Consider the following 22,295-nt stretch of genomic DNA (forward strand, 5'->3'; position numbering starts at 1 on the left):
CCATAAAATGTCACTATAAACCAAAAGGGAGACTGAGAACAATGACAATAACTAAAACGAGCAGCACGGAGGGGTTAAACTATTTTACGACCGGAGATGGAGTTCGGGTTGCTTATCGGATTGATGGATTGGTCGACAAGCCAGTACTCGTGCTTGCGAACTCCATCGCGACCTCAATGAACATGTGGGATGGACAAATCCGTGAGCTTTCAAAGAATTTCCGCGTTCTTCGTTATGACTATCGGGGACATGGAGACTCGGATACGCCTGACGGTCCGTATTCGTTGGACAGATTGGGACAAGATGTAATCGAGCTGCTCGACGCGCTGCAAATCGAACGAGTGCATTTCCTCGGGCTTTCGCTTGGCGGCGCCGTTGCTCAATGGCTAGGTATATACGCTCCGGAGCGGATTGACCGGCTCATTCTAAGCAATACTTCCTCTTACCTAGGGCCAGCCGAGCAATGGGAGGACTTGATCACCTCAGTCCTGAAGCCTGGGAAACTTCCTGAATTCGCCGATATGTTCATGAAGAACTGGTTCCCTTCGCATATGCTGGTGTCGGAGACCTCGCTCGTAACTTCGTTTCGCGAGATGGTGCTTGCTACTCGTCCACAAGGAATCGCAGGAAGCTGGGCTGCTATCCGCGACATGGATATGCGCCAGACTGCCGCGCTAATCAGCAGTCCGACCTTGGTTATCGCAGGGCAGAATGATACGGTGACGCTTCCCGAACATAGTGAATTAATCGCCAAGACCGTACCTGATGCGAGATTGCTCATATTGCCCACAGTTCATCTATCAAATGTTGAGCATCAAACCGCATTCCTCAGTGCCGTGCTCGAGTTCCTGCAAGTAAAATAAAACAGGGAGCCGATTGCCGATGCAGTCCTGTTTCATTGAAATAATCGGGAGGATCGTTTAATCGCTTCATTAACGGAGATAAAGCAGTTCGTGTGCCGTTTCATATCGATTTTAGAGGTTTACAAGGTCCCATAACAGTGTATTATATAGACGGCTTATTTCCATTTTTTAATTGGAAGTGAGCCGTTTTTCTTTAATCTCATACATAGTGCTAACGATTTATAGAACTCAAAAGAGCAATCGCGGGTGGACTTAGTTTGTATATTTATGCTATGAATAAACGTATACATTCTTCCCGTAGGAGATACATATGCCAATTCGATTTTCCAGTTATTTAACCAAAATCTTATTGCTCAATTTGTTAATCATGACGATTCCTATCGTATTTCTAGGTGTGGTTTCTTATTATAAGAGCTCTGGGCTTGTCAAAGAAAAAATGAACCTGGGCAGCAAGACGATTCTCGAGCAAACGCAAATGCAGACGGAGCAGTTGATCAAATCGGTCGATAGCGCTCTTACTCAGTTTGCTGTCTCGGAATTGGTTATTCAGTCAATGGATATATCCTTTACCATCAATAAATATAATGAGGTCAAGTCAATAACGAATGAGATGAATAATCTGCAATCGTACGAAACGAGAATTCGAAGAATTGAAATGGTGAATATTCGAGAAAACTGGTATATCGCTCAAGGGGGAATCGTTTCTTTAGATGAAACCTCGAAGAGGGATCAATTAAAACAGGAATTCAGCTCCTTTCAGAATAGCGGCTGGTCTATTTTGAAAGCGGAACCAGGGGCGGTCGGAAGCTTGCGTATTGTCAAAAAACTGCCGTTACTTTCCAGTAACCCCAAGGGCTTTCTTGCAGCCGATATATCATTAAATGAACTTACAAGACTCATCACACGTAAAAATGAACTGGGCAGCATCGCCATATTGAATGAGAAGTTTCAACTTCTGACGCCTGCTGATGATTCCATTGCTCAAGTTATCGCGGCATCGAAAGCACCGATCTCCTCGGCGGAATCTTCGGGGCAGTTGAACGGTTTTTTTTACAGCAGTGATGAGAAGTACGGAGTGACCTATTCCAAGTCGACTTATAATGGGTGGATCTATGTTTCAGTCGTACCGACGAGCGATATTACGGCAGGAACAGGTGTCATTGCGAAAATAACGATAGCAACTTGCACCGCTGTGTTTATTCTTACGCTGCTCATTTCGATCATAGGCTCTAGACGCATGTACTCACCTATCGGCAAAATGTATAAGCTGCTAAGTAAGCAGGATGAGCATGGGGGGCCAAGCGGCAGTCTCAACGAGGTGGAGCATATGAGCAAACAGATTCTGAATATGGTGCAGACACAATCGCAAATTACAAATCAATTACGCGTGCAGTCCACGCAGTTGAACGAATATTTTATTATTCAGTTGTTGGAGGGCACATTAAGCCGGCAGGAGATTGAAGAAAAGCTCCAATCATTTGGTTTGGCGGAATATGATCAATTCCTTGCACTCACCGTCCAAATTGATACTCTGACAGGCACTAGATTCGAGTCCAAAGATTACGATCTGATCTTATTCGCAATTCAAAATATGATCGCCGAGGTTGTGCCGGTAGAACGCCGCCTGAATCCGGTGCTGCTCAATCGCTCCGTGGTGCTTGTTCTAGCCAATTCCTCCATGAGGGATTCTCTCGACCTGGCGAACGAAGGCCGAGAATATGCCAAATCCATTCAGGAAGCGGTAAAGCTCTATCTGGAGCTGGATTCCAGCGTCGGGGTTAGCCGAGTGTTCAGTGATTTAAAGGATGCGCCTACCGCTTATCATGAAGGTCTGGAAGCGCTCGATTACCGGATCCGCGCAGGAAGCGGGGTCGTCCTGCATATTGAAGATTTGAGGACAACGGCGTCACCGACATATATCTTTCCCAAAGATATGGAGAATCAACTCTTAGAGGCCATCCGCTTGGCAGACCAACAGAAGGCGCAAGAGCTCGTGCATGCACTGGTGACGGAAGTGATGCTGGTGCAAGATTACAGCTACAGGGAGTGTCAATTGACGTTGGTCGGTGTACTGCTGGAGCTGTTAAAGTTCGCACAGCAGCATGAACTTGATATTAGCGGAAGAGCTTCTTCACAGGAGAAGCCGGCAGTCGATCAATTTTTTGAGCTGAAATCGCCTCAAGAAATTGAAGCGTTTTTCTGTCAAGAGTTGGTGGAGCCATTGATTCAGGAATTGGAAACTAAGCGCAAGCGCCAGTTTAATAGCATTTCCGAGACCCTTAAGCAAATCATCCATGAACAATACCATACGGATTTAACACTTGAGTCATGCGCTTCAATCATGAACTTCAGCCCGGATTATTTAAGGCAAGTATTTCGCAAACACATCGGTATCACCTTCAGTGATTATTTGAACGCGTATCGCCTTGAAATGGCCAAGCAAATGCTGACCGAAACGGATATGACGATTACCGAAGTTGCCGAGAGGCTGGGCTACAAGAACCCGCAAAATTTTATCCGCTCATTCCGCAAGACGGAAGGGACGACTCCTGGGAAATATCGGGAGGAAGATCGTCTTCATCAAAGAGAAAACAAACCTTTTCAAAAGTGATTCGGTGAACGACGAAATTTTAGGTACGGAGGCGTTCGATCAAGAACGGGTTACCGAGGAGGAGGAAGGATGAAGCTTTATCCAAAAGCAGGGAAACCCGCAATTGCGCTGGTTCTTATTTGTATCATAATCACGTGTGTAGCGACCGGCTGCGGGAATGTTGCCACTACATCTGACTCAGCGCAAGATGCAAGCAAGCCGTTTCATCTTTCAATGATGACATGGTTCGAGTCCGCTGAGCCGCCGAAGGAAGATAACGTGCTTGTGCATGAATTAGAGAAAAGAACGAATACCAAGCTCGATATTACATGGGTCGGCCTAAATTATAGCGAAAAGCTTAACGTGACCATTGCATCGGATCAATTACCGATGGTCACTCTGGTCATAGATACGAAAAGCCCTGTGATTATTAATGCTGTCCGCTCTAATTTGTTCTGGGACCTGACTCCTTATCTGCAGGATTACTCCAATCTGAGTCATCTAGATGGAAAATTGCTGTACAATTCTTCGATCGATGGCAAAACGTATGGGATTTACCGCCCGCGTTATACGGCACGGTACGGATTGTTCTACCGTCAAGATTGGTTAGAGAAGCTCGGTCTTAAGGAGCCGACGACCATGGACGAGCTGTATGAGATGCTGAAAGCTTTCACGACAGGGGACCCGGACGGGAACGGCAAGCAGGACACCTATGGTTTCGCCACTTCAACAACAGGGGCCGGTTCCGGGCTGTTTAACGGTGTATACCCGTTTGAAATTATGAGAGGCGCGCCGAACGGTTGGGGGTTGATCGATGGTAAGATGGTTCCCTCCTTTATGACTCAGGAATACCTGGACAATCTTAAGTTCTTGAGAAGATTATACGATGAGAAAATCATCAACCAGGACTTCGCCTCGTCGCCCAATACAAAACCCGAAGATGAATTCGTTAAAGGCAGAGTGGGCATCCGTTCTTCGGCACTTGAAAACTTTACGCTGCCCTATCTGAACACAGATTTGTTGCAAGCTAATCCAAACGCCAAGGTCGGTGTCATTACACGCATCCAAGGACAGAAGGGAATCCGTGTTCAAGCCGGCAGCGGCATTAACGGCATGTATATGATTTCCAAAAATGCGGTTAAAACAGAAGCTGATTTGAAGAGAGTACTGGCGTTTCTAAATGAATTGAACAGTGACGAGATGATCACGATGTTTAATTATGGCATAGAAGGGAGTCATTACACCGTACGGGATGGCATGAAGACAATCGACCCGACCAGGGCGAATAAAGAGGTCTACCCGGTACGTCATCTCGGTATGTCGCTGCCTGTTACGAATAATGGAACGCCATTAGCGAAAACAGTGGAGCAAATGCTTAAGGACAATGTGCCCTATGGTGTGGCGGATCCTACGACACCGCTGATCTCGAATACCTTCACGGAGCGCGGCAAAACAGTAACTAAAATTATAGACGATGCCAGGGTCAAGTTCATCATGGGTGATATCGATGAGAAAGGATGGCAGGCAGCGAAAGAAGAATGGAAGCAGCAAGGCGGTGACCGGATCATGGAAGAATTCACAGTAGAGTATTACAAATATCATCACAAGTAAATTTAGTTACATAATAATAGCCAAGCATGAGCTGCTCATGCCTGGCTATTTTTATTGCAATATCTTCCAACAGAAGGCACCTTCGCTCATGATTATCCGCTATGTTCGCTAATGATTATCGTAAACTGCTTCGGGTAGGAGCATGTACGTAATCGTGCATTGGCGGTATTGTGAGATTTGTAATTGAAAACGGCATTGAGGCGGTGACCATCACATCATGGAACTAAAAGGTAACTAAACAATTCTAAACTATTTATGAGTTATTCGCAGGAATCAAAGGCTAAATAAACAAATTATAGGTGTATAACTTTACGGTATTGTGTGTTTATTATTTTGTTTAGTAAATTGATCTAAACATTTTCTATTGACTACACTTTCTTATTGATGATAATATCGACCTGTAAACAGTAGGGAGGTGGCATGTTTTACGTGGTTGAGCCAATTTGGACAAGGACCAAAAACAAGAGGTATCTTGAAATCTAAAGTCATAAATGACAACGCTTTCATTAACTAAAGTTTACTAAACGAGTTTATGAGGAGGCAGATGATTGTGATTTTGACAAAGAAGAGTGTATGGGTTAGTACCATGGCAGCTTTCATGATGTTTACAGCCGCTTGCAGCGGTGGAAGCAAACAAACGGAAACGACATCGACTACGCCGGGTGGAGAAGTGCCTGCGGTATCCGGGGAAAAAGTGGAGCTTCGGATGATGTGGTGGGGTTCGCAGGTGCGCCATGATGCGACGCTGAAAGTCATTGATTTGTTCCAAAAGAAGTATCCCAACATATCGATCAAGCCGGAATACATGAGCGACGGTTATTGGGATAAGCTGAACACGGTACTCGCCGGCGGCAACGCGGCCGATTTGATTCAGGTAGGGAATAACTACCCCGACTATGTCAAGCGCGGGGCATTTCTTGATATAAGTTCCTACTACGGCAAAGAGTTGAAGCTGGACAGCTTCGACCAGAGCATTATTGATTCCGGCAAAATGGATAGTAAGCTATACGCGGTAAGTCTGGGCTCTAACGCGCTTGGTGTTATATACAATAAAACGCTTCTGAATGGAGCGGGAATCGAAGCTCCGAAGGACAGCTGGACTTGGGACGAGTTCGCTGCATACGGCAAGCAAGTGAAGGATAAGCTGGGCATTTTCGGTTTTGTTGACGGCTCCGATTCCACGCACATGGTGAATTACTATGCACGCCAGAGAGGCGGCGCCGTGTACAAGGATGACGGGAAAATCCATTTCACAAAAGAGCAAGTGGTTGAATACTTCACGATGTGGGATCAATTCCGCAAGGGCGGCATCATGCCGAACGGCGAGCAGACTGCCGGCTACAAGGAATCCCCTGACAACTCCCGATTCGTCGAGGGTAAAGCGGCAATGAAAGTTATTTGGTCCAACCAGTTAACCGCCTACCAGAAAGCAATGAAGGACGAAATCGGCATCGCGTTGCTGCCGTCTGGCGGAACGGCCAAAGGCTTATGGCTGCAGCCAAGCCAGTTTATGTCCATTAACGCCAAATCGAAGCATCCGAAGGAAGCGGCTATGTTTATCGACTTCATGGTAACGGATCCGGATGCTACCCTCATTTTGGGGAGTGAGCGCGGGGTTCCGGGATCTTCTAAGGTGCGTACTGCGTTAAAGGAAAAAAGTAATGAAACGGATAAGAGAATGTACGATTATATCGACCTTGCTGTCAAAAACAGCCGCGAAATGGATAGAGAACTGCCCAATATTGCGGAATGGCAAAGCGAGTTAACGATTCAATCTCAGAAGCTGGCATTCGGGCAAACAACGGTTGAAAAAGCAGCTCAGGCAGTTGTGGACTCCGCTTCCAAATCGGCTGCTAAAATGAAGTAAGCTGAGTATCCGACTAGCCGGCGTATTGCTTGCCGCTGGCTAGCTTATTCACAAATTTGGATGGAATGGAGGCGGCACTTTGAAACAAACTGCATTAGAACAAACCCCAATGGTTGCCGGCCAGGTTAAAAAGTCTTATCTAAGAAAAATGTGGGAGAAGAACGCCGTCCCGTACTTGTTTTTGCTTCCGTGGCTCGTCGGTTTTTTTGCGCTTACCGTAGGCCCGATGATCAGCTCGGTATATCTTTCTTTTACTTCCTATGACGTATTGTCTCCTGCGAAGTGGATTGGCTTGGATAACTATGAGAAAATGTTCACCGACGATCCTCGGCTGGTCAAATCACTAGGGGTAACCTTCACCTACGTATTTACCTCGGTACCTGTCCGATTGGCATTCGCCCTGTTAGTCGCGCTGCTGCTGAATAAGGGCTTGCGAGGCGTTGGATTTTACAGAACCGTCTACTATATCCCTTCACTTCTCGGAGGAAGTGTAGCAATTGCGGTTCTTTGGCGCAAAATTTTCGGAGGCAACGGTATAGTGAATGCCTTCCTGCTCGACGTATTCGGCTGGCAGGCGCCGGACTGGATCGCCAACCCGAAATTTGCGCTGTACTCGATCGTCGCATTGGCTGCTTGGCAGTTCGGTTCATCGATGATTATTTTTCTGGCGGGCCTTAAGCAAATCCCAACAGAACTATACGAAGCAGCGCAGGTAGATGGAGCGCCGATCGTGCAGCAGTTTTTGAAAATCACGATCCCCTTGCTTACACCGGTTATTTTCTTCAATCTGGTTATGGGGATTATCGGCGCGTTCCAGGCGTTTACATCTTCTTTCATCATAAGCGCCGGCACAGGCGGTCCAATCGATTCAACACTTTTTTATACACTGTATTTGTACCTGAAGGGCTTTTCTTTCTATGAAATGGGATACGCATCAGCAATGGCGTGGCTGCTCCTTGTGATTATCGCTATTTTTACCGCATTGACTTTCGGTTCGTCCAAGTACTGGGTTAACTATCAGGATGGGGGGAAATGAGATGGCACAGCGCCTTAATTTGCAAAAGCTGATCATTCATATTTTTATTGTGGCGTTTGCAGTACTCATGCTCTACCCCATCGGCTGGTTGATAAGCAGCTCGTTCAAGCCGGAAAACGTCATTTTTACGGATTTGCGCATTTGGCCGTCCGAAGTAACTTTTGACAACTACATCAAAGGCTGGAATGGCATAGGCGGCAATAAATTCAGCGTATTTTTCTTCAACTCTTTCCTCGTGGCTATTCTGTCAGTCATAGGTAATCTCCTATCTTGCGCATTTGCCGCTTATGCTTTCGGAAGGCTCAATTTCACGTTGAAAAAACTTTGGTTCGCGCTCATGCTGGTCACAATTATGCTTCCGCATCATGTCACGATTATTCCCCAATACATTTTGTTCAAAAAGCTGGATTGGGTCGATACGTATCTTCCTCTGATCGTGCCCAAATTTCTCGCCACCGAGGCCTTCTTCATTTTTTTGATGGTACAGTTTGTGCGTGGCTTACCACGGGAGCTTGATGAGTCTGCGACCATAGATGGCTGCGGTCAAATTCAGATCTTCTGGCGCATCATTATGCCTCTAGCCAAACCGGCGCTTATCACCACTGCGCTCTTCACATTCATTGGGTCGTGGGACGACTTCTTTAGTCATATGCTCTATCTCAGTTCCTCCGAACTGTTCACGGTCCCGCTCGGCCTCAGATTGTTCATGGATTCGACAGGCGAATCTTCTTTCGGTTCGCTGTTTGCCATGTCAGCCCTGTCGCTGCTGCCTTGTTTGATTATTTTCTTCTCGATGCAGCGATATTTCGTCGATGGCATCGCGACTTCAGGCGTAAAAGGTTAGAACATCATTATCTAGGAGGGGTTACATTTGTTAGTAGGACAACTGCAAGAGAGTGTGGAACGTTGGGGGATATACGAGCTATCGCTCCGTGGGCCTGAGAACGGCAATCCGTTCAAGGATAACCAGCTGCAGGCGATCTTCCGCCACAAAAACAGATCGGTACGAATTCAGGGATTTTACGACGGTGAAGGTGTTTATCGCATCCGCTTTATGCCGGATACGATCGGAGAGTGGGCATTTGAAACGGAAAGCGATGCTGCAGAGTTGAACGGAAAGGTTGGAAGTTTTGTCTGCACACCGCCGGCAAAGGGGAATCATGGTCCAGTGCGGGTGCACGATGAATTTCATTTCGTTTACGAAGACGGCGAGCGTTATCTGCCTTTCGGTACGACCAGTTATGCTTGGATCCATCAGACGAATGAATTGCAGCAGGAAACTCTCGAGACGCTTGCGCAATCGCCGTTCAATAAAATCCGCATGTGTGTGTTTCCGAAGAATTACAGCTACAATGCAACGGAGCCGGACGTGTTTCCTTTTGTCGGCGACAGCAAGGAAAACTTCGACCACACGCGCTTCGAGCCCGCTTTTTTTCACAAGCTTGAGCGTCATTTGACCTCCTTGCAAAAGCTCGGCATCGAAGCGGATCTCATTCTGTTTCACCCTTACGACAAGGGACGATGGGGCTTTGATTCGCTTGATGCGGAGACCGATGCTTATTATCTGCGTTATGTCGTAGCGAGGTTGGCTTCATTCCGTAACGTCTGGTGGTCCCTCGCCAACGAGTACGATTTCATGCGCGAGAAACAGATGGACGATTGGGACCGGCTGTTCCGTATTTTGCAGGAGGAAGACCCTTACCAGCATTTGCGGTCGATACATAACGGAACGCGGATGTATGATCCATCCAGCATCATCATGTACGATCACGGCAAACCGTGGGTGACGCACTGCAGCATTCAGCACTGGGATTTGTCGTTCACCCAAGAGTGGAGTAAGCTCTACCGCAAGCCCGTCATTGTTGACGAATGCTGTTATGAAGGCAACGTGCAGCATCGTTGGGGCAACTTGACCGCCGAAGAGATGGTGCGAAGGTGCTGGGACGGGGTAGCCCGCGGGGGCTATGTTACCCACGGGGAAACGTATGTGCACCCTGAGATGATCATCTGGTGGGCTAAAGGCGGAAAGCTGTATGGGGACAGCCCGTCACGAATTGCCTTTTTGCGCAGCGTCCTCGAACAAGCGCCGATTGACCTTAGACCGTTACCGGTGCGTGATGTACCCACAATCGGTATAGACGGACACTATTATTTGTACTATTTTGGGATTCATCGGCCGGCCCATCGAGTCATCGATTTGCCTGAAGATGGCCAGTTTATGATTGAATGGATGGATACGTGGGAGATGAGCGTAACGAGGCTGGAAGGAGTCTTTTCCGGAAAGACCGAGATCGCGCTTCCTGGTAAGACCTATATAGCAGTAAGGATAACTCGAGTGTAACTTATTTAACGGCCATCAACGGCGATGAAGGGCTGCAAGGACGAGGCCGTACGGATGATTAAAGAACATTTTGAGAAGAAGCATAAGATCGGACCGTCAGGGCGATATTCCCTGACGGTTTTTTCTTGATCTGCGGCGTGGGGCGGCGTGGCTCTCTCGTTGAGGGAGCCGAGCTTGCTTGGTCAGCCGCAAAGTGTAACTGGAATTTCTCCCGTTATTCGCGAGAAAATTAGCGCAGTTGTACGGATAAAGGGAATTCCTCCCGCTGAAATCCGCGTCATGTAAGGGTTTTCATGTTTCGGATAAAGAAGTTAAATGAGTACGATAGCCTGTAACGAGATTGATAACGTATCATCGAGATAGAAACCAATCACTTTTCAGTCAGGAGGAAGTCGAGTGACGCAACCTTTGGAAGCACAGATACAAAGAGCTCAAGTTAGCTCGTTGAAACGATCACAGCTTGTACGGGATCTCTTAAGAGATCGATGGATGTATGTACTTTTGTTTCCTGGGATCTTGTATTTTGTCGTATTTAAATATGTACCCATGCTTGGTCTCGTCATGGCGTTTCAGGACTACAAGCCTTTTACCGGATTTATAAACAGTCCCTGGGTCGGCTTTAAACATTTTGAGCGGTTTTTTCTGGAGCCCCAATTCTGGTCGCTTTTTCGAAATACTTTACTGCTAGCCATTTATAATTTAGTCTTCTTTTTTCCGCTTCCGATCCTACTAGCCCTCATGATTAATGAAGCGAGAAGAGAAGTGTTCAAACGAGTTGTCCAAACATTGCTCTATTTGCCGCATTTCATATCGTGGGTCGTCGCGGTCGGTATATTTTATGTGCTATTTACGACAGAGGGCGGCGTCGCGAATGAATTGCTTGTGCACTTTGGGTTTGAGAAAATTCCGTTTATGCTAAGCGAGGAATGGTTCAGACCGATGATCATCGGTCAGTCGATCTGGAAAGAGGCAGGCTGGGGGACGATTATCTTTTTGGCCGCTTTATCCGGGGTAGATTTGCAATTATATGAAGCCGCTCGGATGGATGGGGCCGGCCGGTGGCGTCAGCTCTGGCACATCACGATTCCTGCTATCCGCAGCACGATTGTGATCCTGTTTATTCTAAGATTGGGAAGCTTCCTGGATACAGGTTTTGAGCATATCTTTCTAATGTTGAACTCTATGAACCGGGAAGTCGGCGAAGTGTTCGATACCTATGTGTATATGAAGGGTTTAACACAGGCTCAGTATAGTTACAGTGCTGCAGTTGGTTTGTTCAAATCGTTGGTTGGGCTCGTACTTGTGCTAGGTGCGAATCGATTGGCGAAGAAATTCGGCGAAGAAGGCGTGTACTAACTATAGTTATGGGTAGCTCTTAGGAGGTTGAGATCAACAATGCCAACGAATGACAAGACATTCAGCAATAAAATGTTCGATTGGGTTAACTATGCGCTATTGACTCTCGTTTCTTTAATCACTATTATTCCATTTGTCTATATTGTTTCGGTTTCGTTCGCAGCACCATCCGAGGTTGTCAAAGGCGGGCTGCTGCTGATCCCTACTGAATTTACGCTTAGCGCGTATAAATACATCTTTTCAACGGACACGATGATTAGAAGTATTGGAGTATCGATTTATGTAACCGTTTTAGGAACATTGATCAATTTGATACTGACTTCATTCACAGCGTATCCATTGGCTCGGGCCACCTTGCGCGGCCGTAGAGCGTTCATGCTATTGATTCTCATTACGATGCTTTTCAGCGGCGGTATGATCCCGACTTACTTCGTCGTTAAATCAGTTGGACTGATCAATTCCTATTGGTCTCTTATGATTCCAACAGCCATCAGTGCGTTTAACTTAGTTGTTCTGAAAAACTTCTTTCAGCAGATTCCGGATGGGTTGGAAGATGCTGCGAGAATTGACGGCTGCAATGATATCGGTACGTTGTTCAGAATTGTTCTGCCCTTATCGATGCCGGCGATGGCGACATTCGGACTGTTTTACGCGGTAGGACATTGGAATACGTTCTTCCACGCGGTCATTTATATCAACGATTCTGAGAAATGGCCCGTACAGGTGGTGCTAAGGCAAATTGTGCTCATGTCTCAGGATAAAATCGGAGATTCGGCCTCGCAGTCCGATCCAACGGATTATTTGCCTCAAACGATTCGTATGGCGTCGATTGTGGTTGCGACAATCCCGATCGTTCTCGTCTATCCATTCTTGCAGAAGCATTTCGCGAAAGGCGTTTTCTTAGGCTCGGTAAAGGGATAACCTATAAAAGGTTTGTCTTTGCGAATATACCATATGATTCATAATTAGGGAGGGTTAAGGATGATTGGAAAAGGGTATATGGCTTTACTTTGCTCCATCGCGTTGACAACAGGAACTCTTGCAGGATGCGGTAACAGCACAGATCCGAAGCAAGAGGACAAAGCGGCGGCGGATAAAACGCCTCTAACAGTGACCATCGCTACGCCGCAAGTCGGAGAGGCGCCTAAAAAAGGCAGCGATATTGAGCAGGCGATAGAGAAATATACGAATGCCAAAATCGATATTCAATGGATTCCGGATGCTGCTTTTGAAGACAAGAAGAACATCATGATTGCTTCTAACGAAATGCCCAAAGCTTTTAAAGTGAAAGCTAACGCTTCCACGCTGAATGCCATCCAGTCCGGCTTGTTCTGGGAAATTGGTCCGTTATTGAAGGATTACAAAAATTTATCGGAACTTAGCCCGATGTATTACGACAACATCAAAGTGGACGGCAAACTGTATGGGCTTCCGTTATACCGTGATATTGGGCGTGCCGGAATCATTTATCGCAAAGACTGGTTTAGTGCGCTTGGCCTAAAGCCTCCCGTTACCCTGGATGATTGGTACAATATGGCTAAAGCAGTTGCAGAAAAAGATCCGGATAAGAACGGCCAAGCGGATACTTACGGCTTATTTCTAGATAAAAACTATAACGATCCAGCCACGAGCGCCAGCTTTATGACTCGGCTTTCCGTTCCGAATGGAGCACCTAATAAGTGGGGGGTTGAGAATGGTAAAATCGTAGCTGAATTTATGACAAAGCCATATATGGATTCGTTGAAGTTATTAAAACGTATGTATGCTGAGAAATTAATTAATCAGGATTTCTCCATCGTGCAATCGGCTGATTCCGATAATAAATGGAATGCGGGTAAAGTGGGCATCCGTGTTAACACGGTAGCAACGGCTGCACAGCTTTCTTCGGACAACGTACTGAAGTCTACCCCAACGGCAGTTGTCGATGTCGTGCCATTTGAAGGCCCATCCGGACTTAAGGTGCCCGCTGAGTCTGGAAACAACGGCTTCTTCCTGTTCCCCAAATCAAGTGTGAAAACAGAAGCGGAGTTGAAGCTGTTGTTAGGCTTCTTCGATAAGCTGCTTGATGCTGAAATGTCAACGTTGTTGACGAGGGGAATTGAAGGTAAACACTTCACTAAGACAGAGGACGGCAAAGGTCAATTTAAAGATTTGACGTTGTTCAACCTTGAAGTTAAACCATACCGTGACAGCTTGCCTTCGTTTGAAACAGCAGGTAAAGGTATACCTTTGAAGCAATCCGAGCTACAGGCAAAAGGTTCGAAAATAGCGCAAGACAATCTGAAAAATGCCGTGCCGAACGTAGCTTTGACGTATTATTCCAAGACATACACGGAGAAAGGCGTGGAGCTGGATAACATGATTCGCGATGCCCAAACCAAATACATTATGGGGAAAATCGATGACGCCGGCTGGCAGACAGAGGTTGATAAATGGTTGAAAGCAGGCGGCGAGAAGGTAATCGCTGAGTACACGGCCGAATACGCCAAACAGAAGAAATAAGGTTCCATACACCAAGAAGTAATGATTCAGTCGCCGTCCGATTATTAACAGTCGGGCGGCTGGTTTGGTATACTAGGGTCGTTGAAACGAAAGTAAACAGAAGTGAGGAATTCATTTGCCCACCTATTTATATCGCATGATCCTATTCGCCATGGTGCTGGTAGCTATTCCAGTCACAACAATCGGAATGATTTCTTATCATATTTCTTCGAAGGACATTGAGCAGAAGGTTAGAGAAAGTAACGCCCAGATTTTGCTGCAGAACCAGATGAGAATTGAGCAAGTTTTGAAGAATGTGGAAATGGGTGCCGTGCAATATATAAATTCACCGCTGATATCGGACAATCTGTACAAGGATTTGAATCAGGATGATTTCCAGACAATTACAGACCTTGCCAAAGGTTTATATAACTTGCACTCTTTATCCGCAGTAGCGGACACCCATCTCCTTAATCTGGATAATGACTGGATGATTGGTAATCTAGGTTTTACTGGCACGGAGGAATATTCAGATAAAGAGCTATTGAAAGATTATGCAAGGAATCCCAAAAATTTATTCTGGCTTGCTGATGAACATGGCATTCGGTTGGTTGTAAAACTTCCGATGATCGCACCCTCCACATCCCCGAAGGCTCTGTTGATTATTGAGATGTCGAAGACGGAACTGGAAAAAGGGTTAGCCCAAACGAAGCAGCTGGGAGATATCTATGTCCTGAACGAAGAGCACACTCCTTTCTTGAGTCATGAAGGAGCGAGCTTCCATACAGATGCGGTAATGGCGCCATTGAAAACAGTGAAGGATGCAAACGGGTACTTCGAAGGGAAAGCTACGGCTGTGAATTATCGGGTATCTTCGAATAATTGGACCTATGTTTCCGTTGTTTCCATTGACCAAGTAACAATGGAATCCAAGAAAATTGCATTCGTTACAATAAATGTCTGCCTTATTGTCTTTATCGTGATTTCAGCTGCTGCCTTCTACGGGAGCAGACGGATGTATTCTCCGATCCGCCGGTTGTTTCAAACGATGGAACAATTCGGCGGTGAAACCGCAGAATCCCGCAGGAAAGATGAATTTGCTTATATCGAAGAAAGATTTAATACGCTTTTCCGAACAAGGAAGCAATTTCAACAGCAGCTTCAAGGTCAAATGGGACAGATGAAAGAGTTCATCCTATTGAAGCTGTTCATGGGTCAGGTTACGGAGAGCGAATTTGCTTTCAAGTGTGATACCTATGGCTTCGCGGAAAAAGGGAGACCTCTGGGTGTGATTGCGCTGCAGATCGATTCTCTTCAGGATACGAGATATATGGAAAGCGATAAGGAACTGCTGCTATTTGCTATCCAAAACATCGTCAGCGAGCTTTTACCGGCCAATCGGTTGCTGGGATCCTTATTGCTGGATCAGTCGCAGGTATCTCTGCTTACGGGTGATTCGGAAGACCCGCAAGAACTTCAACGGAGTTTTCATCAGGCTGCAGAGGAAATTAAGTCCAAGGTTCACGAGCTGCTTCAGCTGAAGGTGAGTATCGGGATTAGCCGGGTCTTTACGAGATATTCGGATGCCACGAATGCGCATACAGAGGCTTTAGAAGCGCTGAAGAGAAGGATCCGTCTCGGGAGTGATATCATCATTCATTATGATGATATCGAGTCGGTTCAAGAGAACAGCAAACATCTGGCAGCATCCCTGAATTACTTGAAGGATTATTTGGTCAACGCATTAAAAACAGGTGATGCAACCGCCGCCTTCGAACACTTTGATCAATATATTGCGTCGATCATGGAAAGAGAGATCCGATTTAACGATTTCCAATTCGTGATGGTTGAGCTGATCTCGGAGATTCATAGTCATGTCCAGCAGCAGGGCGGAATGTTAGAAAGCTTAATCAACACCAAGTCGGTGCTCCAGACTTTCATGAAACTAAACACGGTAGAAGAGATTACGTTATGGTTTAAGACGGAAATGCTGCCACCCGCTCTTGCTTTCTTCAAAGGGCGCGCGGATTCGCAATATATCAATCTCGCGCATCAAATGGTCGAAATGATCCATAACGGATATGAACAGGACATTTCCCTTGAATCGTGTGCCGCGCAGCTCAAATATCATCCTGTTTATGTAAGCCGTGTTTTCAAGAAGGAAACAGGTGTTACTTTTATTGACTACTTAACGAATTATCGGGTTAACATGGCAAAAAAGTGGCTGAAAGAGACGGATATGAAGATCTCGGAAATTGCAGAGCGTCTTACTTATACCAATTCGACTGGCTTCATCCGGACATTTCGAAAGCTGACCGGAATGACACCTGGGCAATATCGAGACAGCTAAATGAATCATTATCATGTTGGGAGAGGTGTCGTATATGAACTATCAAATGCTGGATCAAATAAGAGACCAATATTTAGAGGGTGAAGGGAAATGGTTTTCCTTGCGGTGGCATTATATAGAGAATTGCATTCTCAAATCGTATATGGACAGCTATAAGCAAACCGGGAAAGAAGAATATTATCTGTTTGTCAAAAATTTCATCGATCGCCTATATGATGAGAAGGGCAGCATCCCTGCCATTGATGTGCGTTATTATAGTATTGATCAGGTTAGACCGGCGACCATTCTCTTTGACTTATACAAGAAAGAGAAAGATCCCAAATATAAGCAAGTGCTTGACTTGATTTATGATCAACTGAAGACATATCCAAGAACAAAGTCAGGCAGCTTCTGGCATAAAGAAAATTATCCTCACCAAATTTGGCTGGATGGACTTTACATGGGGCAACCGTTTTATGTACAGTACATCAAGGAGTTTGAGGAAAATAAGAATTATTCGGATACTATGCATCAGTTTATGAACGTTAGGAAGTTTATTTTTAACGAAGAGAACCGCTTGTACTATCATGCTTACGACGAGAGCAGAGAGATGTTTTGGTGCGACAAAACGACAGGGATGTCTCCGAACGTGTGGGGTCGCGCCGTAGGCTGGTTTGTGATGGCATTGGTTGATGTGCTTGAACTTCTGGAAGATGTACAGGTTGATAGTGAGCCATTGAAATTGATTTTGCATGAAACATTAGACGGTATGCTGCCTTACCAGCATAGCGGGGGGATGTGGTATCAGGTTGTCGATATGGGGGATCGCCCGGGGAATTATTTGGAATCCAGCGGAACTTTGATGCTTGCATATGCCATGCTGAAAGGTTCACGCCTTGGCTATCTTGCTGAAGAGTACGCCGATTGCGGCAAATCTGCATTTCATGGCACAACCCAGCGATATCTCCGCGAGGAGAATGGTGAAGTGCTGCTTGGCGGGATCTGCAGAAGTGCGGGGCTTGGCACAAACCCTGATACCGGTAAGGTGCGCGATGGAAGCTTCAAGTATTACACAGAGAATGAAATCATTGTGAGTAATAATGGACATGGCGTTGCGCCACTGCTTATGGCCTATACCGAGGTTCTGCTCTCGGAGCTGTAATACATGAAACCGCCTTACACAATTCGTGGTAGGGCGGTTATTTATTGCAGTCCGCTCTTTTCATTTCAACCCGCTCATCTTTCGCTCCCAATAATCTTTACAAAGCGCGATTAATTCTTTCGCCGCTTGATTCAGATAGCTGTCTCTTTTATAGCTTGCGGCAATTTCCCACACCGGATGCTGACGTAGGGAGAAGTAGGAGACATTCGGCCGGGAGCCGGCATAACTGATTGGAAGGACTGAACAACAGATGCCCTCGGCGACCATTTCTAATAAAGTTTGACAGCTTCGGGTTTCCAATAATATGGGAGGAGAAATATCCTCTTCGGCCAAGAGATCGTCATAAATTTCCCTTAATGTGGAACCTCTCCGCATGACGGCGAATGAATCCTCGATAAAGAGCTTAAGGCTGATTTCAGGAAGCGGCTCCCCGAGGCGGCCTCCCAAATGCGCGAGTGGGTGGGTACCGGGAATACATAAGATGATCTCCTCAGAACAGATCGGGATATACGCATCTTTCGTTTTTTGAGCCTGCTGAAGCGTGACAAAGCCGATGTCCAAATGACTTAGGGATATGGCCTGTTGCTGCTCTTTGACGGTCATTTCAAGGGGCTCGATCCGTACTTTGGGATATTTATTATAAAAACCCGGATAAATGGCTGCAAACATGTCGGTACCTCTTTCCGGAGTTAAACCGATCTTCAGGGTTCCTTCCTTGATCGCAAGCAGGTCATTGATTTTGTTGTAGGTCTCTTTCTTGATCAGTAGGATACGCTTGGCGTTCTCAACATAGATGGCACCGGCCTGAGTCAGATGCCAATTATTTCTGGAACGTACGAAGAGCTGCGTACCCAGCTCATTCTCAAGCTTCAGGAGCTGCTGATTTAGAGCGGATTGCGTAATGAACAGTTTCTCCGCAGCCCTGGTAATGTTGTTGTCTTCGGCAATTTGGATCATGTACTCCAGCTGCTTCAACTCCATGTACGATCCCTCCCTAACTCTTAAATTTATTTAGAGAAAACGAATTTTAATCAATTTTACTTTTCGATAGTTCTAGATTACTATAAGTTCAATTCAGGAACAAGTGCTTATGCGAGGGGGTTATCCATGTGACTGTTCAACGTGTTGAAAGCGAAAAGCCGCTGTACATCCAGGTGAATCCGAAAGATAATATGGCGATTGTTGCCAATGCAGGAGGACTGCGGGAAGGAACGGTATTTCCCTGCGGCCTCGAGCTCCTGCAAGATGTTCCGCAGGGGCATAAGGTGGCTCTTGCTGATCTAAATCCGGATGAGGCTATCATCCGTTATGGAGAGGTCATCGGGTATGCGATGAAAGGGATAACGAGGGGGAGCCGGATCGACGAGTCATTGGTGAGAATGCCGACTCCTCCTCAATTGGCGGAGCTCCCTTTAGCAGGCAACTTACCGGAAACTATTCCTCCGTTGGATGGTTATACGTTTGAGGGGTACTTGAACGAGGATGGAAGTGTTGGGACCAAAAATATTCTAGGCATCACGACGAGTGTGCAGTGCGTAGCCGGTGTGTTGAACTTCGCAGTAAGGCAAATTAAAGAAGAGCTGCTTCCCCGCTTTCCGAACGTCGAAGATGTGATCGCACTGACCCATACCTACGGCTGCGGAGTGGCGATTAACGCGCCTGACGCCATCATTCCGATACGCACAATTCAAAATCTCGCGCAAAATCCGAACTTCGGCGGTGAACTCATGGTCGTCGGGCTGGGATGTGAAAAGCTGCTTCCCGAACGGATAGCGCCAGGAGGCGCCTCCGATCAGATCGTAACCCTGCAGGAGAGCCACGGGTTTATGCCAATGGTCAGATCGATCATGGCGATGGCGGAGGAGCGCCTTGACCGATTGAACCGCCGGGAGCGCATGACTTGTCCGGCATCCTCGCTGGTGGTTGGCTTGCAATGCGGGGGAAGCGATGCATTCTCGGGAGTTACAGCGAATCCGGCTGTCGGATACGCCGCTGATTTACTTGTACGTGCCGGAGCTACGGTGTTGTTCTCGGAAGTGACGGAGGTCAGGGACGCCATTCACTTGTTAACACCTCGCGCAGTTAATGAGGATGTCGGGCGGGCTTTAATCCGTGAGATGGATTGGTATGATGATTACTTGCAGCGCGGCAGCGCGGATCGCAGCGCGAATACGACACCCGGGAATAAAAGAGGCGGCTTAGTCAACATCGTCGAGAAGTCGCTCGGATCTATCGTCAAATCGGGTACGAGTCCGATTGCCGGTGTCCTGTCTCCTGGCGAAAGAGCAACCCAGAAGGGGCTGCTGTTCGCAGCGACGCCTGCCAGCGATTTCGTATGCGGCACATTGCAGCTTGCTTCCGGCATCAATGTACAGGTGTTTACTACGGGAAGAGGCACTCCTTATGGATTGGCCGCCGCTCCGGTCATCAAAGTGTCGACGAGAACCGCGTTAGCCGAGCAATGGCATGATCTGATCGATCTGAATGCGGGAACCATTGCGACCGGTGAGGCGACCATCGAAGAAGTGGGCTGGGAGCTGTTCCATCTCATTCTGGATGTCGCGAGCGGGAAGAAGCGAACCTGGGCAGACCATTGGGGACTGCACAATGACCTCGCTTTATTTAACCCGGGACCCGTCACCTGATCATAATCATTAGAGGAGGAGTGTTGTCATGGATACAGGTTGGATTCGCGGGGTCATACCGCCCATCGTTACTCCGGTGGATGCGGAAGAATGCGTGGAGGTGCAAGGCTTGCGCCGGGTTGTAGAGCATGTAATCAAGGGCGGAGTTCATGGCATTTTATCGCTGGGCAGCAATGGGGAGTTCTATGGTCTTGATCATGAACAGCAGGAGCTGGCGGTTCGTGTAACCCTTGATCAAGCGGGAGGCCGAGTGCCTGTGTACATGGGGATCGGTGCCATCACGACCAAGGAATGCGTCAAACTGGCGCGAATGGGAGAGGATTCGGGGGTACAAGCGATCACCATTCTGCCTCCGATGTTTCTGACGCCGAACGAGGATGAGCTCTATCGGCATTTCCGAACCATTGCAGACGCAACCTCGCTCCCTGTGCTTCTCTACAATAACCCGGATCGGGTAGGTAACAATATTACCGTTCGATTGATGGAACGGCTGGCCGATATTCCGAATATCGTCGGGGTGAAGGATAGCAGCGGCGATATGACGTTAACTGCCGAGTACATTCGCAGGACCAGAGAGAAAGGCTTCAAGGTTATGGCTGGCCGTGACGTGATGATCCTTGGCTCTCTGGCGTACGGTGCCGTCGGCTGCGTTGCTTCCACGGCCAATATCGTACCGGACCTTGTGGTGGATATTTATAATAAGTTTATGTCCGGCGATTTGCCGGCGGCGCGCGAAGCTCAGTTCAAGCTGGCTCCGCTGCGGATGGCGTTCAATCTGGCCAGCTTCCCGGTCGTCACGAAGGAAGCAATGAATTTGCTTGGCCTGGAGGTAGGCAGCTCGATTCTGCCGAATACGGCTGCTACCGAAGAGAACCGCAAGAAACTCAGAGCTATTTTGACGGAAATGGGAGCCATCTAGACGGGAGATAGGAGGAACTTTCGATGAAGGTCGGATTTATTGGACTCGGTATTATGGGGAAGCCGATGAGCCTAAATTTAGTAAAAGCCGGTTATGAGCTGGTCGTTCTGGCAACGAACAAGGGTGCGGCGGAGCTCGTCGCATTGGGTGCAATGTCGGCTGATTCGCCTAAGGCCGTAGCGGAGCAATCGGATGTGGTGATCACGATGCTGCCGAATTCTCCACAGGTGAAGGAAGTGGCATTAGGCCCGAACGGTATTATCGAAGGGGCCAAGCCCGGCACCGTCCTGATTGATATGAGCTCGATTGCTCCTCTGACGAGTCAAGAGATTGCACAGCGACTAGGCGAGAAGGGAATAGAAATGCTGGATGCACCCGTCAGCGGCGGAGAGCCCAAGGCGATTGAAGGGACACTGTCGGTCATGGCGGGGGGCAAGCAGGAGATTTTCGACCAATGTTATGAGATTATGAAAGCGATGGCTGCCTCTGTGGTGCGCACCGGCGATATTGGGGCGGGCAACGTAACGAAGCTGGCGAATCAAATTATCGTGGCTCTGGGCATCGCAGCGATGTCCGAGGCATTCGTCCTAGCGAGCAAAGTCGGTGTTCAGCCGGAGTTGGTTTATCAGGCGATCCGAGGGGGACTTGCCGGCAGTACGGTGCTGGATGCCAAAGCTCCGCTGGTGATGGACCGCCAATTCGACCCAGGATTCCGGATCAATCTTCATATAAAGGACCTGCTCAACGTTCTCGAGACCTCTCATGAGGTCGGCGTTCCACTGCCGCTCACTGCTTCCGTTATGGAGATGATGCAGGCACTCAAGGTAGACGGATTGGGCGATTGTGATCACGGAAGCCTCATTCGATATTACGAGAAGCTTGCGAAGGTAGAAGTGAGCAGATGATGGATGGAGACAAGCCTTGCTGATTATTGAATCACCCGGTGAAGGAACGGTCGAAGCGCTTGTGAGCGATGCCGGAGGAGAATTGCTATCGGCGTCGGGATGGGAAGTTGAGCGAGGTAGGGTAGTGAGGGCCGGGACTCCGTAGGGGTTCCGGTTTTTGGTTTGCAGAATAATGGTGGAGGGCTGAATC

General features: G+C 47.5%; 16 protein-coding genes. 15 read left to right on the plus strand and 1 reads right to left on the minus strand.

Going from position 1 to position 22,295, the window contains the following annotated elements:
• Window positions 1-41: 41 nt before the first annotated feature.
• From J2X61_RS12865 to J2X61_RS12920, 12 genes are all read left to right on the plus strand, one after another.
• Window positions 42-863 carry an alpha/beta fold hydrolase gene (locus J2X61_RS12865; RefSeq protein WP_274470324.1) on the plus strand — a complete coding sequence of 274 codons (822 nt, stop codon included), beginning with the start codon at window positions 42-44 and terminating at the stop codon, window positions 861-863.
• A 310-nt stretch (window positions 864-1,173) separates the two neighbouring features.
• Window positions 1,174-3,474 (plus strand): helix-turn-helix domain-containing protein, encoded by a 2,301-nt coding sequence (locus J2X61_RS12870; RefSeq protein ID WP_310188202.1) that lies wholly within the window; start codon window positions 1,174-1,176, stop codon window positions 3,472-3,474.
• 69 nt (window positions 3,475-3,543) lie between these two features.
• On the plus strand, window positions 3,544-5,064 hold the full coding sequence (locus J2X61_RS12875; RefSeq protein WP_310188203.1) for an extracellular solute-binding protein: 1,521 nt from the start codon (window positions 3,544-3,546) through the stop codon (window positions 5,062-5,064).
• A 550-nt stretch (window positions 5,065-5,614) separates the two neighbouring features.
• On the plus strand, window positions 5,615-6,931 hold the full coding sequence (locus J2X61_RS12880; protein WP_274470320.1) for an ABC transporter substrate-binding protein: 1,317 nt from the start codon (window positions 5,615-5,617) through the stop codon (window positions 6,929-6,931).
• 109 nt (window positions 6,932-7,040) lie between these two features.
• Window positions 7,041-7,967, plus strand: a complete 927-nt coding sequence (locus J2X61_RS12885) for a carbohydrate ABC transporter permease (protein ID WP_396135443.1) — start codon at window positions 7,041-7,043, stop codon at window positions 7,965-7,967.
• Between the two features lies 1 nt (window position 7,968).
• Window positions 7,969-8,811, plus strand: a complete 843-nt coding sequence (locus J2X61_RS12890) for a carbohydrate ABC transporter permease (protein WP_274470318.1) — start codon at window positions 7,969-7,971, stop codon at window positions 8,809-8,811.
• 27 nt (window positions 8,812-8,838) lie between these two features.
• Complete coding sequence (locus J2X61_RS12895) at window positions 8,839-10,308, plus strand: DUF5605 domain-containing protein (protein ID WP_310188204.1); 1,470 nt, start codon at window positions 8,839-8,841, stop codon at window positions 10,306-10,308.
• Window positions 10,309-10,716: 408 nt separating this feature from the next.
• Entirely contained in the window at window positions 10,717-11,664 is a 948-nt protein-coding gene (locus J2X61_RS12900) for an ABC transporter permease (RefSeq protein ID WP_274470912.1), read from the plus strand.
• 39 nt (window positions 11,665-11,703) lie between these two features.
• Window positions 11,704-12,585, plus strand: coding sequence for a carbohydrate ABC transporter permease (locus J2X61_RS12905; RefSeq protein WP_274470315.1), 882 nt, complete (start codon window positions 11,704-11,706; stop codon window positions 12,583-12,585).
• Window positions 12,586-12,645: 60 nt separating this feature from the next.
• Window positions 12,646-14,166 carry an extracellular solute-binding protein gene (locus J2X61_RS12910; RefSeq protein ID WP_274470313.1) on the plus strand — a complete coding sequence of 507 codons (1,521 nt, stop codon included), beginning with the start codon at window positions 12,646-12,648 and terminating at the stop codon, window positions 14,164-14,166.
• A 187-nt stretch (window positions 14,167-14,353) separates the two neighbouring features.
• Window positions 14,354-16,495: a helix-turn-helix domain-containing protein gene (locus tag J2X61_RS12915; protein ID WP_310188206.1), complete on the plus strand. Its 2,142-nt coding sequence runs from the start codon at window positions 14,354-14,356 to the stop codon at window positions 16,493-16,495.
• A gap of 46 nt (window positions 16,496-16,541) precedes the next feature.
• Window positions 16,542-17,636 (plus strand): glycoside hydrolase family 88/105 protein, encoded by a 1,095-nt coding sequence (locus J2X61_RS12920; protein WP_310188341.1) that lies wholly within the window; start codon window positions 16,542-16,544, stop codon window positions 17,634-17,636.
• Window positions 17,637-17,696: 60 nt separating this feature from the next.
• Here the strand turns inward: J2X61_RS12920 and J2X61_RS12925 are convergent, their stop codons facing one another.
• The gene (locus tag J2X61_RS12925; RefSeq protein WP_274470308.1) at window positions 17,697-18,617 is read right to left on the minus strand and encodes a LysR family transcriptional regulator; all 921 of its coding nucleotides are present in this window, start codon (window positions 18,615-18,617) and stop codon (window positions 17,697-17,699) included.
• Between the two features lie 128 nt (window positions 18,618-18,745).
• On the opposite strand from J2X61_RS12925, the gene garD reads away from it, so the two are divergent.
• From garD to garR, 3 genes are read left to right on the plus strand one after another with little or no spacing between them, the layout of a single operon-like run.
• Window positions 18,746-20,281, plus strand: coding sequence for a galactarate dehydratase (gene garD, locus J2X61_RS12930; protein ID WP_274470307.1), 1,536 nt, complete (start codon window positions 18,746-18,748; stop codon window positions 20,279-20,281).
• Window positions 20,282-20,309: 28 nt separating this feature from the next.
• Window positions 20,310-21,200 carry a 4-hydroxy-tetrahydrodipicolinate synthase gene (gene dapA / locus J2X61_RS12935; protein ID WP_274470306.1) on the plus strand — a complete coding sequence of 297 codons (891 nt, stop codon included), beginning with the start codon at window positions 20,310-20,312 and terminating at the stop codon, window positions 21,198-21,200.
• Between the two features lie 23 nt (window positions 21,201-21,223).
• Entirely contained in the window at window positions 21,224-22,105 is an 882-nt protein-coding gene (garR, locus tag J2X61_RS12940) for a 2-hydroxy-3-oxopropionate reductase (RefSeq protein ID WP_274470305.1), read from the plus strand.
• Window positions 22,106-22,295 lie beyond the last annotated feature (190 nt).

This window comes from Bacillus sp. 3255, from assembly GCF_031456485.1.
Classification (GTDB): domain Bacteria; phylum Bacillota; class Bacilli; order Paenibacillales; family NBRC-103111; genus Paenibacillus_E.

Excerpts from the sequence above, each read along its gene's own strand:
- J2X61_RS12865 (WP_274470324.1), top strand. The coding sequence starts at position 42 with ATGACAATAACTAAAACGAGCAGCACGGAGGGGTTAAACTATTTTACG.
- J2X61_RS12870 (WP_310188202.1), top strand. The coding sequence starts at position 1,174 with ATGCCAATTCGATTTTCCAGTTATTTAACCAAAATCTTATTGCTCAAT.
- J2X61_RS12875 (WP_310188203.1), top strand. The coding sequence starts at position 3,544 with ATGAAGCTTTATCCAAAAGCAGGGAAACCCGCAATTGCGCTGGTTCTT.
- J2X61_RS12885 (WP_396135443.1), top strand. The coding sequence starts at position 7,041 with ATGGTTGCCGGCCAGGTTAAAAAGTCTTATCTAAGAAAAATGTGGGAG.
- J2X61_RS12890 (WP_274470318.1), top strand. The coding sequence starts at position 7,969 with ATGGCACAGCGCCTTAATTTGCAAAAGCTGATCATTCATATTTTTATT.
- J2X61_RS12905 (WP_274470315.1), top strand. The coding sequence starts at position 11,704 with ATGCCAACGAATGACAAGACATTCAGCAATAAAATGTTCGATTGGGTT.
- J2X61_RS12910 (WP_274470313.1), top strand. The coding sequence starts at position 12,646 with ATGATTGGAAAAGGGTATATGGCTTTACTTTGCTCCATCGCGTTGACA.
- J2X61_RS12915 (WP_310188206.1), top strand. The coding sequence starts at position 14,354 with ATGATTTCTTATCATATTTCTTCGAAGGACATTGAGCAGAAGGTTAGA.
- J2X61_RS12920 (WP_310188341.1), top strand. The coding sequence starts at position 16,542 with ATGCTGGATCAAATAAGAGACCAATATTTAGAGGGTGAAGGGAAATGG.
- J2X61_RS12925 (WP_274470308.1), bottom strand. The coding sequence starts at position 18,617 with ATGGAGTTGAAGCAGCTGGAGTACATGATCCAAATTGCCGAAGACAAC.
- dapA (WP_274470306.1), top strand. The coding sequence starts at position 20,310 with ATGGATACAGGTTGGATTCGCGGGGTCATACCGCCCATCGTTACTCCG.
- garR (WP_274470305.1), top strand. The coding sequence starts at position 21,224 with ATGAAGGTCGGATTTATTGGACTCGGTATTATGGGGAAGCCGATGAGC.